Annotated in this window: 17 protein-coding genes and 1 pseudogene; 2 read left to right on the forward strand and 16 right to left on the reverse strand. The window is 65.9% G+C overall.

Annotated elements, in window-relative coordinates; translation table 11 throughout:
• The 13 genes and pseudogenes from AB3N21_RS03675 to AB3N21_RS03735 all read right to left on the reverse strand — a co-directional run.
• Nucleotides 1-2,321 (reverse strand): annotated as a pseudogene (locus AB3N21_RS03675) (hypothetical protein); the annotation flags it as partial.
• Nucleotides 2,318-4,840, reverse strand: coding sequence for a putative baseplate assembly protein (locus AB3N21_RS03680; RefSeq protein WP_367933935.1), 2,523 nt, complete (start codon nt 4,838-4,840; stop codon nt 2,318-2,320). The pseudogene AB3N21_RS03675 and the gene AB3N21_RS03680, both read right to left, overlap by 4 nt.
• Nucleotides 4,837-5,199 (reverse strand): GPW/gp25 family protein, encoded by a 363-nt coding sequence (locus AB3N21_RS03685; RefSeq protein ID WP_367933936.1) that lies wholly within the window; start codon nt 5,197-5,199, stop codon nt 4,837-4,839. The genes AB3N21_RS03680 and AB3N21_RS03685 overlap by 4 nt, the downstream gene beginning before the upstream one ends.
• A gap of 3 nt (nt 5,200-5,202) precedes the next feature.
• Complete coding sequence (locus AB3N21_RS03690; protein ID WP_367933937.1) at nt 5,203-5,523, reverse strand: hypothetical protein; 321 nt, start codon at nt 5,521-5,523, stop codon at nt 5,203-5,205.
• A 12-nt stretch (nt 5,524-5,535) separates the two neighbouring features.
• Complete coding sequence (locus tag AB3N21_RS03695; RefSeq protein WP_367933938.1) at nt 5,536-6,045, reverse strand: phage baseplate assembly protein V; 510 nt, start codon at nt 6,043-6,045, stop codon at nt 5,536-5,538.
• On the reverse strand, nt 6,042-7,172 hold the full coding sequence (locus AB3N21_RS03700; RefSeq protein WP_367933939.1) for a hypothetical protein: 1,131 nt from the start codon (nt 7,170-7,172) through the stop codon (nt 6,042-6,044). The genes AB3N21_RS03695 and AB3N21_RS03700 overlap by 4 nt, the downstream gene beginning before the upstream one ends.
• A complete protein-coding gene (locus AB3N21_RS03705; protein ID WP_367933940.1) occupies nt 7,169-7,531 on the reverse strand; it encodes a LysM domain-containing protein in 363 nt (120 codons plus the stop codon). Before AB3N21_RS03705 ends, AB3N21_RS03700 begins: the two co-directional genes overlap by 4 nt.
• Nucleotides 7,528-8,184, reverse strand: coding sequence for a hypothetical protein (locus AB3N21_RS03710; protein ID WP_367933941.1), 657 nt, complete (start codon nt 8,182-8,184; stop codon nt 7,528-7,530). Before AB3N21_RS03710 ends, AB3N21_RS03705 begins: the two co-directional genes overlap by 4 nt.
• A gap of 7 nt (nt 8,185-8,191) precedes the next feature.
• Nucleotides 8,192-9,589, reverse strand: coding sequence for a DUF4157 domain-containing protein (locus tag AB3N21_RS03715; RefSeq protein WP_367933942.1), 1,398 nt, complete (start codon nt 9,587-9,589; stop codon nt 8,192-8,194).
• A gap of 45 nt (nt 9,590-9,634) precedes the next feature.
• Nucleotides 9,635-11,002, reverse strand: a complete 1,368-nt coding sequence (locus AB3N21_RS03720) for a DUF4157 domain-containing protein (protein WP_367933943.1) — start codon at nt 11,000-11,002, stop codon at nt 9,635-9,637.
• Between the two features lie 39 nt (nt 11,003-11,041).
• A complete protein-coding gene (locus tag AB3N21_RS03725) occupies nt 11,042-11,272 on the reverse strand; it encodes a hypothetical protein (RefSeq protein ID WP_367933944.1) in 231 nt (76 codons plus the stop codon).
• Nucleotides 11,269-13,164, reverse strand: a complete 1,896-nt coding sequence (locus tag AB3N21_RS03730) for an ATP-binding protein (RefSeq protein WP_367933945.1) — start codon at nt 13,162-13,164, stop codon at nt 11,269-11,271. Before AB3N21_RS03730 ends, AB3N21_RS03725 begins: the two co-directional genes overlap by 4 nt.
• Nucleotides 13,161-14,504, reverse strand: a complete 1,344-nt coding sequence (locus AB3N21_RS03735; protein WP_367933946.1) for a Pvc16 family protein — start codon at nt 14,502-14,504, stop codon at nt 13,161-13,163. Before AB3N21_RS03735 ends, AB3N21_RS03730 begins: the two co-directional genes overlap by 4 nt.
• A 303-nt stretch (nt 14,505-14,807) precedes the next feature.
• Between AB3N21_RS03735 and AB3N21_RS03740 the strand changes: the two genes are divergently transcribed.
• Nucleotides 14,808-15,113 (forward strand): hypothetical protein, encoded by a 306-nt coding sequence (locus AB3N21_RS03740; protein WP_367933947.1) that lies wholly within the window; start codon nt 14,808-14,810, stop codon nt 15,111-15,113.
• A 112-nt stretch (nt 15,114-15,225) separates the two neighbouring features.
• Here AB3N21_RS03740 and AB3N21_RS03745 read toward each other — a convergent pair whose 3' ends face one another.
• Genes AB3N21_RS03745 through AB3N21_RS03755 form a run of 3 tightly spaced genes read right to left on the reverse strand, consistent with a single transcriptional unit; the run spans nt 15,226 to nt 18,752 of the window.
• On the reverse strand, nt 15,226-15,882 hold the full coding sequence (locus AB3N21_RS03745) for a hypothetical protein (RefSeq protein ID WP_367933948.1): 657 nt from the start codon (nt 15,880-15,882) through the stop codon (nt 15,226-15,228).
• 41 nt (nt 15,883-15,923) lie between these two features.
• Complete coding sequence (locus AB3N21_RS03750; protein WP_171175014.1) at nt 15,924-16,436, reverse strand: phage tail protein; 513 nt, start codon at nt 16,434-16,436, stop codon at nt 15,924-15,926.
• 18 nt (nt 16,437-16,454) lie between these two features.
• Nucleotides 16,455-18,752 carry a phage tail sheath family protein gene (locus AB3N21_RS03755; protein ID WP_367933949.1) on the reverse strand — a complete coding sequence of 766 codons (2,298 nt, stop codon included), beginning with the start codon at nt 18,750-18,752 and terminating at the stop codon, nt 16,455-16,457.
• A 560-nt stretch (nt 18,753-19,312) separates the two neighbouring features.
• On the opposite strand from AB3N21_RS03755, the gene AB3N21_RS03760 reads away from it, so the two are divergent.
• Complete coding sequence (locus AB3N21_RS03760; RefSeq protein WP_367933950.1) at nt 19,313-19,702, forward strand: hypothetical protein; 390 nt, start codon at nt 19,313-19,315, stop codon at nt 19,700-19,702.
• The last annotated feature ends 103 nt before the right edge of the window (nt 19,703-19,805 follow it).

Genomic DNA, 19,805 nt, shown 5'->3' on the forward strand with positions numbered 1-19,805 from the left:
ATGCGCCGCTCCTGCCCCTGCCAGACCCAGCGCGCCTCGGCCTTGGCAATGCCGGGAAAGCCCAGCGCGAAATCGCGGTAATCGGTCAGCGACACCACCCGGCCCAGGGTCAGCGTGTAGATCGGCGCGTTGCGGCGGGCGTCCTCGGGGGCCTCCGCATCAGCGCCGCCGGTTGCCGGAACGGGGTTTTCCACCTCTTTCAGACCCAGAGGCCGGTCGAGCGGCAGGCTCAGCTGCCCCGTCCGCAGGTTTCCGGCAGCACCCAACCCGCGCGAATGTTCGGCCACGATATTGTCGCGCCCGGCAGGTGGCCGCGCGCCCGAGATGCCGTCGCCGAACTCGACCACCGTCTCGCCCGCATCGGTCAGCGAGGTCTTGTAGACCCGCGCGCCCGGGCCGCGCTGATAGAGATCGGATACCTCCTCCCACTCGACCCCGTCGATGCGCACGCTCAGCGTGCTCTCCACCCCGCTTTCGGTGGGCGCCAACCGATGCGTGACCGGCGCCTGTTTCAGCAGGAATTTCTGGAACGGCACCGACGGATCGCCATGACCCAGGATTTCCGTCACCCCCTCGCCGTGGGCGGCGCGGGCGATGTTGGCGTGTATAGCCAGGCTGTGACGGTCGAACGCCGCACCGAGCGGCTCGGCCAACTCCAGCCGCGACCGACGTGCGCTCAGCGCGGTGACGCTGTCCAGCACGGCGGGAACCGCCACCACCTCGGCTTCTTCCGGCGCTCGAACCACACGGAACTGGCTTGGCAACTCGGTCATTGTGCCGGCGAAACCAGCCGAGTCCTGCACCCGGAACAGGCTGGTTGAGCCCAGCGGTACCGGCTTGTCCAACAACACCAGCACCTGCCCCCGGGTGATTGTGCGATCCGGGCCTTCGTCGGGCTCGAGCGTGCCGTTCAGCCCCCGGAACTCCAGATGCGCGCGCTTGCCGCGGAAGATAAACCTGCGCCCCTCTGGCAGATCCTGAGCACTGGTATCCAGGTCGATCTGATGACCCGCCACCCATTGCTCAAGCGGCACGTCGGTAAAGGCCAGCTCTGCGCTGGCGCCGTAGATCGCGCTGCCGCGGTAGTCGTCGCCCTCGAACAGATCCGACCGATGCGAAGTGTCCAGCAGCAGGCGCGAAGCCTTGCCGCTGATCGCGTAAGCCGCCCGCGAATCTTCAAGCGCGGTCTCGATGCGATAGATCTGGTTGGCACCAGCCGCGCGACGAATGACGATCCAGCTGTCCTCAACAAAGCTCTTATAGACATTGTCCAGATGGATGCGGTCCGAGGCTTCGAACTCGAACACCCAATCACCCGGATCGGTGTCGGTTCCACTTATCGGCGAAGGCGAGTTGGAGGGTGGGCTCTGACCGTCAAACCCGAACGCTGCACGCTGATTGAAGGTCAGCACCACCGGATGCGGCGCGTTGAAGCCAAAGAACGAGGCCCGTTCGCGCAGGTGATAAAGCCGCAAAGCCGGATCGGTGGCCGAGCTTGCAGGCGGTATGTTGCTCAGCCCGCCCGCCCAGGTGATCCTCGTGCGTGTGCCGTCCTCTGCCGGCTCCACCGATAGGACATGGCGCAGGTTCCAGCGACCCGATTCCACGTCGAAACCGCTGAAATCCTGGTCCCAGCGCTCGCGGTCGATAAAGACTATGGCGTCCCCGACGGTCAGATTGGGTGTGCCGGCAAGCCAGGCCTCGGTCGCACTGTTCGTGGGCAGAATATTACGGCTCAGCTGCGGGCGCAGGGCATTCCAGGCGACACGGGTGTCCAGCGGTTCGAGCGTCTCGAACACCTGTGCCTCTTCGCCCGGACCGGGTTGAGACTGTACACGGGTGCCGGGCGGCACTTCCAACTCGGCCACGTCCGGCTCGGCGCCCGGCGGGTCCTCCATCAGGATCACCAGATCGGTCTCTGCCGCCGCCCCGGGATGCAAGCGGTATCCGATTAGCCGGGCGAGCTCCTCAATCGACAGCCGCTCTGCCGCAGTGCCCATATAGGCCTCGTTCGCCAGACGCTCCTGATAGAAAGTCAGAACATCGCAGGCTGAGGCCCAGGCGTCGATCAGCGCAATCGAAAAATCGTCATCGGCCCGCGTGCGCAGCCGGGCCAGCGCCGGGTGCGCGGCCGAGGCCAGTCCGGTGAGCATCGACGCCTTGAACCGCGCATGATCGCCTGCGCGAAAGGCGATGGCCGACAGGTTGGGCCGGTTGGCGGTGTCGCGCACCGTCGACAGCGACGTGCCCTCGCAACAGCCGCAGATATCGGCAGTGGCGCCTTCGTCGAGGTGGCCGACACGGATAGGTCCGTCCGTCATTTCCCGCCTCCCATCTCAATCTCCAGTGCGCCGCGCTCGGGGAAGTTCGGATCGTTCTCAAGCTGCGCGATCTCCAGCCGTCCGAAGGTCAGCTCGCCATCATCCAGCGCCTGCGTGCGGCTCGAGCCCCGCCGCCGGAAATGCTGCGCCTTGACCGAGGCGACGCCCTCGACCGCCATGACATGCGCATAGATCGCCGACAGGTAGACCGGCGTGCCGAAGGTGAAGTTGTCGGGGTGGAAGAACCCCGTCGAGCCTTCGGGGTTGCGCGTGGCAGAAAGCGCCCGCAACACCGCCTGCCGCACCTGCACACGGAAATGGTCGGGATGAGCGCAGATGAAAAGCCCGATCTCCAGCGGCACGAAACGCGGACCGTCTACTTCAAGATCATAACCGGCCATGCGCAGGGCGTTCAGTTCTTCGCGCAGTTCGGCCTCAAACTCGGGCGTGATCGGGCGGTTGCCGAAACGGTCGACGGTGACAAAGACGGTATGCCCGTGCCCGTTCCAGCGGAAGGTCGCCACGGCGCGTTGCACGTCGCGGTGACGGCGAGCCATCTCGGCATAGTCCTCAGGCGTCACCGCGCGTTCTTGACGGCGATAAGCGTAGGGCGCCGCCTGCCGCGCCTCTTCCATGGTTTCCGGGTCCACTCCGCCAGTGGCCGGGATTGGGTTACGCACAGCGGTGATCTGGCTGACTCCGGTGATCACGTGGCTCAGCGCGTCCGAGCCCACATTGCCCACCCGCCCATTGCCGACCCTGTAGCTCGCTGCAAAAGGCGTGCCCGCCACTGGACGGCGGCCATTCTGGTTGTCGCCAAAGCGCAGATGGGCCGAGGCGTCGGCCTCGGTCTCGACCACGAAATGGGTCTGCTCGGGCAGAGATTGGAGAAGATCGGGTTGCGCCTGCCAATCCTCGGTTGCGGGCGGCGTGCCCGAAGCCAGCCAGACCGCCGGTCGCCGCGCCGCTGGCGGCAGATCGGTGGCGGCAAAGGCCGAGGGCGCGTCCGCATCGAAGGCGGCGATCTGCGACACCGGCCCCTCACTCAGCCGGGGCCGGTAGCGCGGCGGCACGTTGCGCGGCTCGGGCCGGTCGCAGGGGTCGTGCGAGGCATCTGCCACCAGTTGCAGATGGGGCGCGGGCACGGCGCCCAGATCCTCATCCGCGATGGTCATGCCGTGATCGGCCAGCACCACATTGCCCAGCACGTGCGAGACCTCGCGCTGCAGACCGCCGCCCGCCGCCTCGTCCAGCTCGCTGGAGATGCAGACCGGGAAGGGCAGCGCATCCTCCTCGGCCCAGCGGATTTCGGTGATCGGCGCGCCTTCGAGGTCATCGGTCAGCCCTGCCTGCACCGCCGTTAGGCGCACCGCATGGCGGGCCGAGGGGTCGGCATCGGCGGCGCGTCCAGTGCGCGGGCCCAACCGTTCCTCGAAGATCAGGATGTCACCGACGGCCAAATCGGGGAAGTCGCCAGCCAGCGTGGCGCGCGTGGCGCCCTTGGGCAGGCAGCATTCTGCATCGGACCATTCGTAGAAATTCATCGCGTTATGGGCGGTGAACAGATCTTTTTCGTGCAGCGTCTCGAAGACCAGCGGCGATAGGTTCAGCGCATCGCGTTCCTCATCGCTGGCAAGAGCAATCACCGGGTCATAACCGATCAGCCGGGTCAGCACCCGTGTCCGTGCGGGCAGTGTCACGTCATCATCGGTATCCAGATGCACCCAAACCCGCGCATTGGCGCCATCGTGCATGCGGTAATCCACCAGCCGCACGTGGCGGCGCACGGAAGAACGGCGGCGAGCGGTGGCCAGATAGGCCTCGGTCGCCACGGCATCCTGCGCATAGGACAGCCGGTCGGCGGTATAGGCCAGCGCCTCGACCAGCGTGATACCCAAATCGGCGGGGCTGCGTTCGCGCCAGTCGGGCATGATCTGCGCCATCCGTCCCAGCATCAGGCGGCGGAAGCTGGTGTAATCCTTGGCCAGATAGCTGAGCGCGGGTTGTTCGGGCGGCTCTTCGGGGCAGATGACCTTGGGCGCGCAGTCGAAATCGGTGGGACATTCGACCTTGAACGAGAACACGACCTCGGACAGCACCCGGTCGATGCCTGCGGGGGGCGAGAGGTCGCCGGGGCTCGCCACCAGTCGCAGTCGGTACTTAGCGTGATCGCCGCTGGACGAGGTGCGCAGCACCAGCACCTGATCGGGATCGGGCAGGCCTGCCAGCCAGGCGATCAGGCCGGGCTCGGCCAGTGTGGCATCCGGCGCATCGGCACGGGTGACCCAGTCCAGTTCGACATTGGTGATGCGCTCGCCGCCGGTCAGTTCGAAATTCTCCAGCGTCAGCGCGGGCGCGGTGTCGAGGAAGCGCAGCAGCAGCGTGCGCTGCGCGGGCGTGTCAGCGGGCGTCTCGCGGTCAAGAACTTCAAGGAAGTCGATGCCGTTGATCGCCATGCCGTCGGCGATGGCCTGCAACACACGCTCGCGTCTTCGGGGATCGCAGCAGTGATAGATCATGCGCCCTCTCCCATCGTAAAGCTGGCCTTGTCTGTCGCGCCTGTGGTCAGGTTTCGGTAGGCAATGGTGATGGTGATCGTGGCATCATGGGCCCGGGCCGAGATGTCCTGCACCTCGATCCGTCGGCCCAGGTGCTGTTGCAACGCCCCACGGATCATGAACTCGGTGGTCGCCACCTGCTCGGCGCTGACCGGGGCAAAGAGCAGTTGGTAGATACCAGCGCCGAATTCGGGGCGGTTCACCCGCTCGCCTGGATTGGTGAACAGGATCTGTTCGATCAGGTCGCGGATATGGTCGGCCTCGGTAGTCTCGGCTGTCCGGTCGCGCCCGTCGAAGTGATATGGGAAATCAACCTGCATCGCCTACATCCCAACCACCCGCGTCTGCGCCTGCACCGGGATCAGCGGCGTGCCGGTGGGCGAACAGATCGAGGTCGAGGACATCAGCACCGCAGGCGCCCCGTCGATCAGCACTCGCGTCGCCGCGACCACATAGTTGGCGGTCACGCACGGCCCGTTGCCGCCCGGCGGCACGAACCCGCACCCCCCCACGGTCCAGGGTGAGGTCTGCGCCACCGCGGGCTGACCGCCGACCAACACCCGGGCCGAAGGCGATACCGGCAACGCCTGCCCGCCGTGCGAGCAGGTGACGGTTGCGCCGAGATGCAGGATGGGGCCGCTCATATCCGTTCCTCCCTAAATCACCGTCAGGGCGCCGTTGTTCACGGTCACCGTCGGGCCGGTCATGATGATCGAGGCGCCGCGCCCGTTCTGGATGTAGATGCCGGTGTCATTGACGATCAGCGACGCGCCGGCGGCGGTCTTCAGAACGATCCCTCCGGTCGGTCCCGGCAGGTCGGTCACCGTGATGCCGTTCTGCAAAAGCGTCTGGATCGTCACCGCGCTGACCGCAGGCGGAGTGAGCTGGTGCAGCGCCGGAACCTCGGCCGCCGAGCCGTAAAAACACCCGGTCCAGATCGGAAAGTCGGGGTCTCCGCGTTCGAACTCGACCCAGACCCCGGCGCCGATCGGGGGTACACTGATCGCCCCGGCTGCGGGTCCGGCCATAGGGAAACACGGCATACACCAGCTTGTCAGCGCCACCTGGCTGACATCCGGCACGATGGCTTGAATGCGCCCGGTCAACATCGGGTCCACATTGTTGACCACCGTTCCGCGATATTTGCCCAGATAGCGTTCCGTCATGCCGGTATCGACGCACGGGCTGGCAGCAGCCCGCTCCTTTTGAGGGTAAAGCTCTGTTTATACTGGCCGCGCGACAGCTCGTGACCGACCGTGTCGACATAGTGCACGCCGTCAAATGGCTGCCCCGCCCCGCGCACGCCCACCAAGGACCGCGCCCGCAGCACCCGGCCATAGCGCAGCACGTCCAGCGAGCCCGAGCCGCTGACCGCGTTCTGCGTCTGCGCCGCCCGGGCAAAGCCGCGGGCCAGCGCCTGGATCGGGTTGAGCCTAGCGGTATCGCGCAGCCGGGTGATCTTGGGCGGGATCGGCGGCACCGCCCCCAACGGCGGCATGAACGGGATCTGCCCGGGGATCGGCACCGGAATCGGCGCCTTGGTCAGCGCATTGTGGATATAGACGATGGGGATCTCGGACTCTTCCTTGTCGAAGCTGAAATTCAGGCTCTCGCAATTGTCCGAGGACCCGCTGTCCACCGTCAGCGCGGGCTGCACGTCGCCCATGCGGATATCCGGCCCCCAATAGGCAAAGGATGTGGCAGGCGCCGGGCCCGGCTTCATGAAAAACGTATATCCCGCCTCGCGCGCCAAGGCCCGAATATAGGCCAAATCAGTGTCCTGATGGCGCGGGATCACCTCGGTCGGCAACGGCGGACCTTCGAGGCTGGGGATCACCTGCGGGATGATGCCCAGCCAGGCGTATTTGGCCAGGATCAGCGCCACCCGCGCCTCGGGCGGCATGGCCGGGTACGGGATCAGGCCCGAGAAGTCGATCACCTCCATCGCCGCCGTCAGGTCCTTGCCCTTGACCGACAGCCGCGCCGGATCGCCGCCCGAACCGGGTTGCAGATCGGTCTTGGTCACCACCCCGTTGATCAACGACGTCGCCTGTCCGCCGATGGTCGCCACCAGCGCCACCCGCAGGATCGGCAAGGCCGAGCCGCCGGACAGCAGGAAGATCGTGTTCAGCGGCGAGTCCTTGTCGACCGAAAAGATCAGCTCGAATCCCGACTGGGTCTCGCCCGAATTCTCCTCGACCCGCACGGTCTCAAGCGCCTCGATCACCTCACGCGGGGCGGGGATCGGCACGCTGGGGCCGAAGAGCAGCGATATGTCGACGCCCTGGATCATCCCTCGTCCTCAGGCCCGGGCACGCCTTCGGGCAGGGTCAGGCGCAGGGGGAATCCGGTCTGTTCCAGCTCTTCGGGCCAGATCGCACGGTTGGCGTCGCACAGCAGCCAGAAGCCCTGCGGATTGCCGATGGTTTCGGCAGCAATCCGATCAAGCCGGTCGCCCTCGGCCACAGTACGGAACCCCAGTGTGGCGAAGCTCTCGGGCGGCGGCGCGAACCGGCGCACGAGATAGGGGATGGCGCGGCCGTCAGGAGCGATGAAAGTACGGGTGGGAATGCCGTGATAGCGGCTTTCGGGCGGAAAATCCGTAGCCTCGACAATCCCGGCCTCAAGCATCGCCTGTATCGGATTGGTCATAGCGCACCTCCTGCGCCCAGCGCGTCAAGCGATCCGGGCGTGGCCTTGGTGGCCAACTGCTCCTTGGCCTGCAGATAGGCCATGAACAGGCCCGAACCGCGATGGTTGAAACCCAGATCGTCCACCGAGAGGCTGCGCAGCGACAGCGACACCTTGGCCCGGATCGGGTTGAGGTTGGGGTCAAAGAACTCCTCGGTGATCTGCAGCGACTTCAGCAGCACCGGCATGATCCGGCTGGCGCTCCAGACCAGCAGGGCCAACGGGGTTTCGGCGGGAGCGATCTCGAACGATCCCGCTCCGGCTTGGGTGTTCTGCCGGTTGAGCTGCGCAGTGGTGGGATGCAGCATGGTCTCGAGCGCGGACAGCGCCGGGAAGATACCGTGTTCCACCGTATTCTGGTTGCGGTCGGGAAATTCGAGCTGATCGGTGGCGTCGATCACCGCGTCCATCGTGATGGTCTCGACCGCAGGCGCCCGCAGGCGCAGGGGCTGCGCCCGGTTGCCCTGATCCGGCATCGCCTGCGCCTCGATCTGCCGCGACAGGGTCTCGGGCGTGTATTGCAGGGTGATGATACGCTCGACCGCGCCTGTCTCGGACGAGATCAGCACCAGCCCGGCGCGGATGAGTTTGGGTGAGCCTGGAAATCCGGTCATGGTCGCCTCACGGTGTCGGATCGCCCGGCTGCGCCACGCAGGTGGTGGTGGCACTGCCATTGGCGGCGTTGAACTGGTCTACGGTGGTCCCAACGCAGTCGGTAGCCAGCGCCGAGGCGCGGCTCATGCGCTTTATGTATCGCTGCAACGCGTTCTGGAACTGCGTGGCCCGCGCCGAGAAGACGGCGACGGATTGTCCGTTCTGGCCCCGGAACCTGGGATAGGGATTGTTGCGCAGGAAGGTGATGAAGTCGCGCCCATGTTCGCCTTCGTGGAATCCCAGCGAGGTCGACCCCGTCGCCTGATCCCGCGCCGTTGTCCCCCGCCCGTAGCCCGACACTGAAGCCGCCGTCACGCCAGGCCCGTAAGTGGTCTGGATCGTCAGCCGGAACGCCGCCGGATGCACTGTGAACGAGGTGACGCTGCCGCCATGGGAGACCCAGGACACCAGATTGGACCCCGTGGGGATCTGATCAGGTGTAATGGTGGTTTCGGCCTTGTTCCGCATGCTTGGGTCGGATGAATTTGTATCGGGAAGGATGGTCAGCATGACCGGACCGATGTTCATCGTGGCCCCACCGCCCGCACGCGGACGCGACGCCGAGGGTACTGGCGAGGACACGCCCGGAACCGACAGCCAATCGGGTATCGGCGTGCCCAGCACCGTGTTGGCGCAGGACGCACGGCCCCATGGATCGTTGCCCATGATCTCGATACACCGGCTGAGCTCGCGCGACTGCATGTAAGTCAGGGTGGAATGCGGGCCAGGACCGCGCGGGTCGCGCATCCGCTGCGAGGGCGGCGCGAACGGGTCGTTGCGGCGGCCCGGATGTTCGTCATCCAGTCCGAATCCGTCTGGGACCCGACGGATCATACGCGCCGGGTCGGGCCGCTGCAGCGTGTGCGCCAGCTCATGCGCGATCAGGTGACGGCCCCGGTGTGAGTGCGGATCATATTGCCCGGCGGCAAAGCCGACATGGTTGCCCAGCGTGAAAGCTCGCGCACCGATATCCCGTGCCGCCCGGGCGGCGCGTGCGCCCTGATGTAGGCGCACGTGACTTAGATCGCGCCCGAAACGCGGCTCAAAATAAGCACGCTCACCCGCATTCAGCGACCGCCCGCCCTGCGAGACCGCTGCGGCGGCCGCTGGCGCGGCCCTCTCATGCGCCGGATTGCGGGCGTTTGCGGTACTGGCCTGCACGGTCGCCCTCGGTGAAGGTGGCGCCGCAAATGCCGTGCCTGCCGCCATGCCCCCGCACGCGATCCGCTCTGCCGCCTGATCCGCCTGCTGTTCGTGCGGATCGTTGACCGGACCCAGGGTCACGCCACCGGGCACACGCCCGGAGAGGTTCGGAGCAATGCTTGCCGAGCGCTCGTTCTGAACATGGGTTCGGGTGCTTTTCATGACGGTCTGCAATCTCCTAGGGGTCAGAATTTTGGGCGGCGGTCCTCATACTTTCGGGCAGGTGAAGGTGGTCAGGTTTAGGCCGTAGATGTCTGACACCACAGCCTCGTAACACTCGGGGTTCCGAATGCGGCGGTTCAGTGTACGTGTGGAATGACCGCTGTATTTCAGCCGGGCATGCACCGCCTCGTGAACCAGCGTCGCGGCGCGCGCGTCGTCGCTGGGCATGGTCCAGAAGTTCGGGCAAATCCCCATGTGACGGCTACCGGGGCAGGATTCGGCATATGAACTGCCACAGGGCCCGGCAGCACATCCGGGGATCGCGTAGCTTTTGGTCCCCGGGCACCGATAGCGCACATTGCCGCCGAACCACTTGGCGATCCGCTCGTAATTCGTCGAAACCCGCGCCATCTCGTGGATGACGGCGTCCACTTCCTTCTTGAAGGTCTTCTTGCGAAACCGGCTTTTCCAGCGTTTCCCTTTTTTGGGTGCGGTCCCGAACCGCTCCTCATAGGCCTTGACCACCGAACCCGTCCGCAGGGTCGGGTCCCCATGCAGCAGCGCCTGCAACTCAAAGACATTGGCGGTTCCCTGCGCCAAATGGGCAGCGCGCTTGTCCAGCGTTGCCAGCGCATCCAGCGGTTTCTTCGGCGCCTTGTGGACACTGGCAGGGCATTTGGACTTTCCGCTGACCTTGCGGCGCACCGTGTCGCCGCCCTGCTGGAATGTATGAGTGATCTCATGCGCCAGCAGACGGCGACCTTGGGCGGTATTGGGGCTGAACTGGTCCGGAGCGAAATAGATATCGTTGCGATGGGTAAAGGCCCGCGCGCCGATGTCACGGCTAAGCCTTTGCGCCCCAGCCCCGTCATGCAGCCGCACATGTGACAGATCGAGCCCGAAACGCGGCTCGAACGCGCTGCGGGTTGCTGCATCGAGCGGTCGACCGCCCGCCCGCTCGGTCGAAAGGCGCCCGGCAAACCCCGCCGCACGGGCTGAGCGGGCACCAGGCCCGGCAGGTTTGGCCTGCACTTCCTCCTCTTCTTCCTGGCGTTGCAGTTGCAACTCTTCCTCCTCCTCGGACTGGCGCTGAAGCTGCATCTCTTCTTCCTCTTCGCCGCCCATCTGCCGCTGCAATCCGCCGCGCCCAAGAGTTGAAATCGCGCCCGCATCCCGGCCCGAGGTCACACGGTCGGCGACGCGATCCGCCTCTCGCTCGAACGCATCGTTCGGCGGGCCGATGGTCAGCCTCGTCTGTCCCCCGAGCTTCTCTTCGGATGCACAAGCAGAGCACTGGCCCGAGGGTCCGGGTGTACCGCCGCAGCTGCAGGCCCGCTGAAGCAGACCGGTCGTGACCGGCGTGGTCGCTGGCTTTGCCGGTGCCACATCGGTGGTATGGGCGCGTTCAGCCATGTCTTAGCCTCCTTTTCCCGGTCACGACGCTTTGCCCCATCATTTTTTCACCGCCCCTACTGTTGCCGCCGCGATCCGGCGTGCCATTGAGCCGCCCCTCGGCAGATCGGCCTGCACGGTCGGGCGCTGACTGCTCTGTCCCAGCGCCTGCACCCCGCCCGAGGCCACATGGCGCGAAAGCTCGCGATGCAGCGCCGCCTCCAGCTCGGCGCGGGACGGAACCGGGCCGTCGCTGGTCACTTGGTCAATGCGCAGCCTGATCCGGGTCATGCGAACACCCCCTGTTCGTTGGTCGAAAATGGTTTTTCGAGCTTGGAATACTCACGCTGCGCCGCCCGTTTGATGTGGTGCATCTGCACCGGCTCCGGCCCCGAGGCGGCCAGATACGAGGCGTTGAGCGCGATCGACCGGATCGAGCCGCCCGACAGGCCAAGCCGCGAGAGCGTTGAGAAGTCCAGACCTTCGCGGGGCGTTTCGGGCGGGAACACGCGGGTCCAAATCTCGGCGCGGGCGGCGGCATCGGGGAAGGGAAAGTTGACCACATAGCGCAGCCGTCGCAGGAACGCGGTATCGAGCGCGGATTTCTGATTGGTGGTTAGAACGGCGAGGCCGCGATAGGCCTCCATCCTCTGCAGCAGATAGCTGACCTCGACATTGGCATAGCGATCATGACTGTCCTTGACCTCGCTGCGTTTGCCGAACAGGGCGTCGGCCTCGTCAAACAGCAGGATGGCGCCACCATCCTCGGCCGCCGAGAAGATGCGCGAGAGGTTCTTTTCCGTCTCGCCGATGTACTTGCTGACCACCTGGCTGAGGTCGATGCGGTAGAGGTCCAGCTCCAGCGCACCCGCGAGCACCTCGGCGGCCAGCGTCTTACCCGTGCCCGATGGCCCGGCAAAGAGCGCGGCCGCGCCAAGGCCACGCGGGTTGCGCGCCGCCCAGCCCCACTGGTTGTTCACCCGCCAGGCATCGCGAAGATGGCCCGCCAGATCGTGCAGCACCGCCATCTGCGATGGAGGCAGAACCAGATCGTCCCAGGCCGCCCGGCTTTCGATCCGCTCGGCCAGACCATCCAGCGCCCGCCGCCCCTGTTCTCGCGCCGCGCGCCATAGCGTGGTGGCCAGATCCGCACCCGGCTCGGTGGCGAGACTGGCGGCAGCCTCGATGGCGGGCGGGTCCAGCGCGAATTGCCCGGCCAGCCGGTCCAGCGCAGGCCCCAGCGCCTCGGCGCGCGAACCGAGCTGTTGGCGCCAGATATCCTGCCGTTCAGCAAACTCCGGTGGGTCGAGCTCCAGCCGCACGCGCGGACTGCGGTCCACGTCGGGCGGGTCTTCTGCGGACAGGATCACCGGGCCGGACAGCAGATCGGCCAATGTGGCGGCGGCGGGGCCTGTGTTGGGTTCAGCCTCGATCAAAGCGGCGGCTCCCGAGAGCGCCAGTTCCCGGTCCAGCAGCACTGCCAGCGCCTGCCGCTGGGTCCAGTCGGTGGGAATATCGGCGGCATTCAGGCGGAACAGTTGGACGCTCAGCCGTTGCGCCGCGCAGATCACCACCTGCCGTCGCGACGGACGGGTGCGGCCACCAAGCTGGATTAGCGGCATTCGTGTGGGATCGCGCCATATGGCGGCAATGGCGCGGGCCAGTTCCGGCTCCTGCCCCGGTGGCGTGGTACTGGCGGGACACAGCCGGACAAGCCCGTCCAACCGGGCGTCCAGATAATGGGTGCCAAGCAGCGCCTGAAGGATACGCTCGTCCAGCCGTAGGGTACGGGCGCGCACGGGTCCGGCCTCAGCCATCTCGATCAGCCGCCACCGGCGCAACGGCGCCTCTGGACACAGGATGTCCCAGATCGCGGCGCCGATCAGCCGTTCCAGCAGCGCCGGGGTCAGGGCGCCATTGCCGTTCACCTGCGCCATCGCCGCGATGCCATCATCCAGATCATGCCCCGCCGCCAGCGCGAGCACTTCCTGTTCGAGTACTGACAGGTGGAACACGCGCGCCAGCACTGGAAAGGCCGAGGTCTCTGGCGGCTCGAAAGCGGGCAAGGCTTCATCCGCCGCCAGCGCGGCCAGCCTGGCACTAACCTGAGACAGCGTGGTATCCAGCCCCTCGCGGATCAGGGCCAGGGCCATATCGGCGGTTCTGTTCATACCGGCGGTCATGGGATCGTCACCGTTTCTAGGCTGGGTGGCGTGGTGGTCAGGTCGATCACTGGGCTGTCGATGCCGTCGACGCGCAGGCGCACTGGTACCTCGGCGCCCGAAGTCAAACCGTCGAAGGTGGCCGTCGCGTCGCTGGCTGGCGCGGCCGGGCTATCCAGCACCTGCATCCTGGTTCCGGCGAGGATCGCGAGGCTCTGACCGGGGCGGATCGGCGGCGCGCAGGTCATGGTGATGTCCACATCCGGGGGGGCCGCTACCGCCGAAGGCGTGCTGGCCGGGGCCAGCGCCAGCGGCAGCGCGTTCGAGGCCTGCTCGCGCCCGTCGGACCCACGCACCAATACGTCGATGGAATACGGCCCCACGCGCCATTGCGAAGGGTCCAGAGCTGTACCTGCAGCCGGGTTCCCGGCAACCAGCGGAGTGCCATCGGGCAGCGTCACGGTCAGCTGGTCGGGGGCTGCGGGCAACTCCGGTGCAAGGGACAGAACCGTGCCGGTTCCGGGCTCGGCAAAACGCACGCTGATCTCGGCGCCTGGGCCGCCGTCCAGCGAGAACCCCGACAGAATCAGCCGCCCGCCCAGCCGCATCACCGGATGGCCATCGTCGGGCAACGCCGCCGTTACGGTCGGAACCGGCGGCAGGACCGAAGGCCGCACCAGCACCCCGGGATCGCGGCCGGTCGCCGGGTCGGGCAGCCCGCCGCGCGACAGAACCGGCAGGGTGGGCCGCAAGGCGTGTTCACGCTGGATCAGCACCAGCGACACGTCATAGGCCACGGTAGTGCGGTAGCTCGCCTGAAACGCCGTCCACAGTTTGGACATGTCATCCAGCGAGATCGTGCGCGGGGTGATCTTGAGCAACTCGACCTGATCGGCCAGTTCCGAGGCGCGGACCGGGTCGAACTCCTCGGGCGGCAGGATGTCGTCGATCACCGCCGCCTCAAGGGCGGCCCGGATGGTCTCGCGCCCCAGAATGGCGTTTTCGTGGAACAGTTGCGCGGCATAGCCCAGCAGGATCTCGGCATGCAGCGGCTCACCCGAGACCACGGTCAGGATGTAATGCAAGTCCAGCGCCAGCGTAGGGCGTTGGGTTAGTTCTCCGGCGCCGGTGCGGGTGGGCAGATCGGCGTTGCGATAGGCCACGTTGGGGGAGATGCCGTAGAGAAACACGTTGATGCCGGTCGGCTGGTCGCCCTCATCCGTTACCACCCGGTCGGGCGGCAGAGCTGTAACGACAAAATCCGAGCCGATGACCTGGCTGACATCGCCGTTGATCAGCGTGTCGTTGATCAGATCGCGCAGCAACTGCGTGACGGCGGCTATGGCCAGAACGTTGCTCATGACCGCCCTCCGCGCAGGTAGTCAGAGAGCGAAGGGAGCGGGCGCGCCGGTGCGCGTGCGGGCTGCGCCGGGGTTTGCGGCTGAGGCGATCGCACGTCCAGCCGCCCGATATGGATGGTGATTTCCGGCTCGGGCGGCTGGGGTTCGCGAGCGGGCGCGGTAGGTTTGTCAGGCAAGGCAACCTTTGCCAGCCCGTCCGGCAGATCCTGCGTGGGAGCCGGTGGCAACAGGGGTTCGGGAGGGGCTTGAGTGGTGGCCGTTTGCGGGTTCGGTGGTGGTGACGATTCTGGCAAAGGCTGACGGTTGGGTCGGACGGGCGGGATCGGTGCCAACGGCTCGGGTTCGGCCACCGTCATTTCCGTGAGCAGCGGTGTGAATGGCGCGGGTTTGGACCTGGGCGGCTCGGGTGGCGGCATCGCCTGCTCGGGCTCCACTGTTGGCGAAGGAGGGACGACGGGCACCTGGGACGGCTCCTCGGTACGGGGCATCAGCGCCGGTGGAGGAACGGGTTCGGGTCGCACCTGCGGAGGGGTTGTTGCGGCCGGAGTCTCCGCCGCTGCTGGCGGCTGGGGTTCGGGAGCCGGGGGCGCAGCCGAGATCTCGGTATGAGTCTCGACGAAACCGGGCTCGCCCATGGTCTCGAACCGGGATGACAAGCGCGGGCGCAGCCCGGCGGTGGCCTGCCCGGTGGCGCGGCGCACGAGGGAGTGCAGCACACCGCTCATCCCGACCTCGCCAATGTCAGATAGGCCCGTCGCCGCGCGGGGCTGAGCGCCAGAATGTCCGGCTCGGGCCAGCCATAGCGCGCGGCCAACTCGGCCACTTCGGTCAGCAGCACCAGCGCTGCGTGTTCGACCCCGGCCCAGACATGCGCGGCCACGTCCAGCGTTTCGGTCCAACGCGCGCCGCATTCGGCACATGTTATCGCAGTGCGCAACTCGGCGGCTTCGGCTTCGGCCTCGATCCGCGCGCCCAGCGCTTCGGACGCTTCGACCCCCGGGGCAAGCCGTGCACAGAGAGCCGCAGAGATTTCATCGGCGGGCAGATCCGCAACCGCCGCCAGATCGCGGCTGGTGATCGGACGCAAATCGTCTTCGCCGGGCTCCGGCAGCGCCTCGACCAGCAGCCGCGTGTCGATCTCGGTCTCCATCTCGGCGCCGCATTCGTGACAGGTGGCGCGCGCGGGCAGGATCGGCCCGAAGGTGTGACGCCGCACCGACAGGAGCCGCCGGTCACGCTCGGCCAGCGGCAGATCGGCGGGATCATCGCCCCCAGCACCCGCCGCCCACAGGATCGCCAGTGCCCGGTCCAGCGGTTGCCGGTTGGCGCCTGCCTCCCATGCGGCCAGAAGGCCGGTTGCGGTCAAACGGTCCTGCATCTCACGCCTCTCTCACACCGCCCTGCGCCCGAAAATCCAGGTTAGAGGGTCGGTTCGGTGGGTTCCTGAACGTCCGGGTCGCGCACCCAGCCTTCGTTCTCGAGCTTGATGGACTGGATCGCGACGGCGTTGGCGTTGGCGTCGAGATCCGGCAGGGCCTGATATTCCGAGACCCAGCAGCGGAACACCTGATAGGCAATCGCCAGCTGGCCCGCCTCGTTATACATCTCGATGATGATGTCCTTGCGGAAATCGGCCAGTGAGCTTTCTGCCCCCAGCCCGGCGCCAAAGGACCAGACCTTGTTAGCCCAGGCCTCAAACTCTGGGTCGTGGGTCACGCCGCGTTCCAGCATGATCGCCTCGTATTTTGAGCGGCCCGGCGACTTGCGGCCTGTCGAGGGATCGCCGCCGACCCGGTGCTCGACCACCTCGGTCGTGCGCTTGAGCGCCCCGACCTTGGAAATACCCGCAACGAAACGCCCGTCCCAGCGAACTCGGAACTTGAAGTTCTTGTAGGGATCGAACCGTTGCGTGTTGACGCTGAATTCAGCCATATCTGTTCCCCCCTCTCATTAAGCCGGGCTCTGACCAGCAATCTGCTGGATCGAGATGACGACGAATTCCGCTGGCTTCAGCGGTGCAAAGCCCACGTGAATGTTGACGATTCCCAAGTCGATATCGGCCTGTGTCGTCGTGGTGGAATCGCAGCGCACAAAATAGGCGTCCGAGGGTTTGGCCCCCTGGAACGCACCCTGACGGAACAGGTTATTCATGAACGACCCCACCGCCAGCCGGATCTGTGCCCAGAGCGGTTCGTCATTGGGCTCGAACACCGCAAACTGGGTGCCGCGATAGAGGCTCTCCTCGATGAACAGCGCCGTGCGGCGAACGGGGATATACTTCCATTCGCTGGTCCGCGCATCCGCGCCAACCAGAGTGCGGGCGCCCCAGCTCACCGTGCCGAAGACCGGGAAGGTGCGCAGGCAGTTCAGACCCAACGGGTTCAGCACGCCGTTTTCCGGGTCCGACAGCACATAGTCCAGCGCCTGCACGCCATTGAGGCCCGCGTCGATTCCGGCGGGCGCCTTCCACACCCCGCGCGCACCGTCGGTCCGCGCCCATAGCCCGGCCAAAAGGCCTGAGTTCGGGAAGGACCGCAGCCGCCCGTTCTGGAGCGGATCGGCCAGCCGGATGCGCGGAAAGTAAGCCGCCGAGTTGGTGCTCTTCAGCGAGGAATTGGCGCCGTCATTCACCCAGTCGCGCGCCTCGTCCAGCGTATTCACATTGGGGTCGATATCGACGATGATCATCGCCCGGCGTTCCTCGCAATAGGCGATGGCCTCGGCCAGAACGGCCACATCCGGGATGCCCGGAATGGCGAAGATGTTGAAGAGGTCGGCATCCTCCAGCGCGTACATCCCCGTCTTGGCCGCGCGGCTGCCGGTATAGAACGTGCCTGCGGTGGGCGGGATGCCATCGCTGCCCAACAGCCCCGTGACCTGCGCCGCCGAGCTTTGGCCCACGCCGGGCTGATAGGCGGCGATGTTGGCAAAGAGCGTGTCATCGGGTGCGGCCGCCCCGCCAGTCAACCCCAGCGCGTCCGCACCTGCCCCGGCAAAGGTAAAGGCCAGACCGGGCACGCTTGTTCCCGGACGCACCACGAATGTGTCATCCACGATGTCGACCGTTGCGCCCGAGAACGCCGCTTCGGGGCTGGCCGCCAGTCCCGCCTGTATCTGCGCCCGAGCCTCGCCCATCGAGGCCGGGACCGGGTTCAGTTGATGGGTCAGCGTGTGGATGACCGCTCCGGAAACTGCCCCCGCCGCGTCCAGTGCGACAAGGTTGACCGTGACGGGATCGTTCAGCGCGATGGCAACCGCCGAGAAGTCCGGGATGCGGTCCCCGGTCGTGCCCGAGGCCGCCGGGCGGGTTTCCCGCGCGCCGGCAATCTCGCGCCCGCCATTGACCACGCCGAGGCCCAGCACGGCGGCCGCGTTCTGCGAGGCGGCGTTGCGGAACACCACGGACGAGCGGCGGCCCGGATCGCCGGACGTGCCGGTCAGGACGCCTGCATTGTTGGTGCAGGTGAACCCGGTTACCCCATCGATTGCATTTACCCGATCCTCGATTCGCTGGCGCAGATCCTCAACTGTGGCCAGATCGTTGGCGCCATCGAACAGGCGGATCTCGGTCGAGGGGCCGCCATCCACCGAAACGTTCAGCCGCCGGGTATCCTCGGTCAGCGCGGCAACATCGCCATCGGCCAGCGTCACCGAACTGGTCGAAGTGCCAGCCAGAGTGCCGGCGAGATTGGCATCGGTCAGCTCGACCAGATCCGAGGCGGCGTTCACCGTGTCCACCGCATAGGTCGCGGCGCGGTCGTTCATCGACAGGTTGCGGTGAGTCTCGCTGCGGACCGAGACCAGACGGCCATTGCGCTCACCAATCTCGTCCACCGTCAGGTTGAAACTGTTGACCGGATCGGCGGTGTCGTAATCCACCGCCAGCAGCAGGGCATTACCCCAGACCCCCTCGCTCGAGGCTTCGGCGGTCAGCGTCACCGCCCCGCCGGTGGTTTCCATCGAGACGGTCGCTGCGGCGGCATTCTCGGCCACCCGCACGATCCAGCAGGTGCCACCACCGTTCAGAAAGAAGTGCTGCACCGCATAAGACAGGTCGCTGTCCACGTGGAGCCCGCCGAATAGCCGCTCGAAATCTGCATAGCTGAAGATCTGGCGGGCCTCATCCACCGGCCCCCGCGCGGTGTAGCCCACAAAGGCGCCGATGGCAGTGGGAACCCCCGCAATCGCGCGCGCCCCGCTTGGAACCTCTTGTATGTAAACCCCGGGATAGGAAACGGAAACGGCCATGACCAAATGCTCCTCGGTTTGAATGCACGAAACAGCGCATCCCCCCAGTCAGTGCAGACCAGAAAGCACCCGACCGGAGAGATCGGAAAATCAGTTCAGTTTGTCTTAGTTCGCTGACGTCCTGACGGCGGGGGGAGGCGCCGAAAAAACTTGAGAAACAATCCAGAACGTTTGCCTTAACTGTTTCCTTGCCCCCGATTCGAGTCAAGCAGACCCTCGGATTCGGCGGAATCCAGCCAATCGTCCGGGATGAGCGGAGCCTTGCCGGGGAGCCTGCGTCTTGCTGATCGTAACCCGTGAGTATTTGGGCTCAGACGGCAATAAAGGGCTGATAAAAAGCTGAGAAATTTCGGCAGGCAGACAGGGTCGATACCGGCGGTGTAGTTCAAACGGGATAGCGTTCTGTCGGCAGGCGGGTATGCCGCCTTCCGGAGCGGTGGGGCTACAGACGTGTTTGGGCGGCTGGGCAGGTTCCCGCCCACGTGTTTCTCATCCGTGGCCGCGAATCCTATAGTTATCACCCGAACTCGACGATGACCTGCATTTCACCGGATTGCGACATGAGACCCTTCATCATTGCCGTTGCGATTGTGTCGCTTACCTCCGCATCAGCGGCCTGGGCAAATAACGGAAAAGGCCGAGGCCAGAACAAGATCAAGATCCACAAGACCCAGCCGGTTCAGCTTCCTGCTGTGGCTGGGTCCGGCAAGGCTCACTGCCCACCCGGGCTGGCGAAAAAGGCCGTCCCCTGTGTCCCGCCCGGTCAGGTCAAGCGGTATGGCGTGGGAGATTACATCTATGACGGATACGACCTGATAGATGATCCCTGGCGCTGGGGGCTCAGGCGAAATGGCTACTACGTTCGGGCGGGCGACTATGTCTATGAGGTCAGTCGCGAAACGCATCAGGTGCTGAATCTCATCGGGGCTGTGGTGGATATTCTCAACTAGAGCAAGCTGGCTTGATCGGGGCTCATGCCTCATTGCGCAGCGAGCAGCACCAATCAGACCGCTGGCAGGTGAAACTTGACGGGTGGCGCCGGAACCTTCAAAC

The organism is Ruegeria sp. (assembly GCF_040830605.1).
Classification (GTDB): Bacteria; Pseudomonadota; Alphaproteobacteria; order Rhodobacterales; family Rhodobacteraceae; genus Ruegeria.

Excerpts from the sequence above, each read along its gene's own strand:
- AB3N21_RS03705 (WP_367933940.1), bottom strand. The coding sequence starts at position 7,531 with ATGACCAATCCGATACAGGCGATGCTTGAGGCCGGGATTGTCGAGGCT.
- AB3N21_RS03725 (WP_367933944.1), bottom strand. The coding sequence starts at position 11,272 with ATGACCCGGATCAGGCTGCGCATTGACCAAGTGACCAGCGACGGCCCG.
- AB3N21_RS03760 (WP_367933950.1), top strand. The coding sequence starts at position 19,313 with ATGAGACCCTTCATCATTGCCGTTGCGATTGTGTCGCTTACCTCCGCA.
- AB3N21_RS03680 (WP_367933935.1), bottom strand. The coding sequence starts at position 4,840 with ATGATCTATCACTGCTGCGATCCCCGAAGACGCGAGCGTGTGTTGCAG.
- AB3N21_RS03695 (WP_367933938.1), bottom strand. The coding sequence starts at position 6,045 with ATGACGGAACGCTATCTGGGCAAATATCGCGGAACGGTGGTCAACAAT.
- AB3N21_RS03750 (WP_171175014.1), bottom strand. The coding sequence starts at position 16,436 with ATGGCTGAATTCAGCGTCAACACGCAACGGTTCGATCCCTACAAGAAC.
- AB3N21_RS03755 (WP_367933949.1), bottom strand. The coding sequence starts at position 18,752 with ATGGCCGTTTCCGTTTCCTATCCCGGGGTTTACATACAAGAGGTTCCA.
- AB3N21_RS03685 (WP_367933936.1), bottom strand. The coding sequence starts at position 5,199 with ATGCAGGTTGATTTCCCATATCACTTCGACGGGCGCGACCGGACAGCC.
- AB3N21_RS03690 (WP_367933937.1), bottom strand. The coding sequence starts at position 5,523 with ATGAGCGGCCCCATCCTGCATCTCGGCGCAACCGTCACCTGCTCGCAC.
- AB3N21_RS03735 (WP_367933946.1), bottom strand. The coding sequence starts at position 14,504 with ATGAGCAACGTTCTGGCCATAGCCGCCGTCACGCAGTTGCTGCGCGAT.
- AB3N21_RS03730 (WP_367933945.1), bottom strand. The coding sequence starts at position 13,164 with ATGACCGCCGGTATGAACAGAACCGCCGATATGGCCCTGGCCCTGATC.
- AB3N21_RS03720 (WP_367933943.1), bottom strand. The coding sequence starts at position 11,002 with ATGGCTGAACGCGCCCATACCACCGATGTGGCACCGGCAAAGCCAGCG.
- AB3N21_RS03745 (WP_367933948.1), bottom strand. The coding sequence starts at position 15,882 with ATGCAGGACCGTTTGACCGCAACCGGCCTTCTGGCCGCATGGGAGGCA.
- AB3N21_RS03715 (WP_367933942.1), bottom strand. The coding sequence starts at position 9,589 with ATGAAAAGCACCCGAACCCATGTTCAGAACGAGCGCTCGGCAAGCATT.
- AB3N21_RS03700 (WP_367933939.1), bottom strand. The coding sequence starts at position 7,172 with ATGATCCAGGGCGTCGACATATCGCTGCTCTTCGGCCCCAGCGTGCCG.
- AB3N21_RS03710 (WP_367933941.1), bottom strand. The coding sequence starts at position 8,184 with ATGACCGGATTTCCAGGCTCACCCAAACTCATCCGCGCCGGGCTGGTG.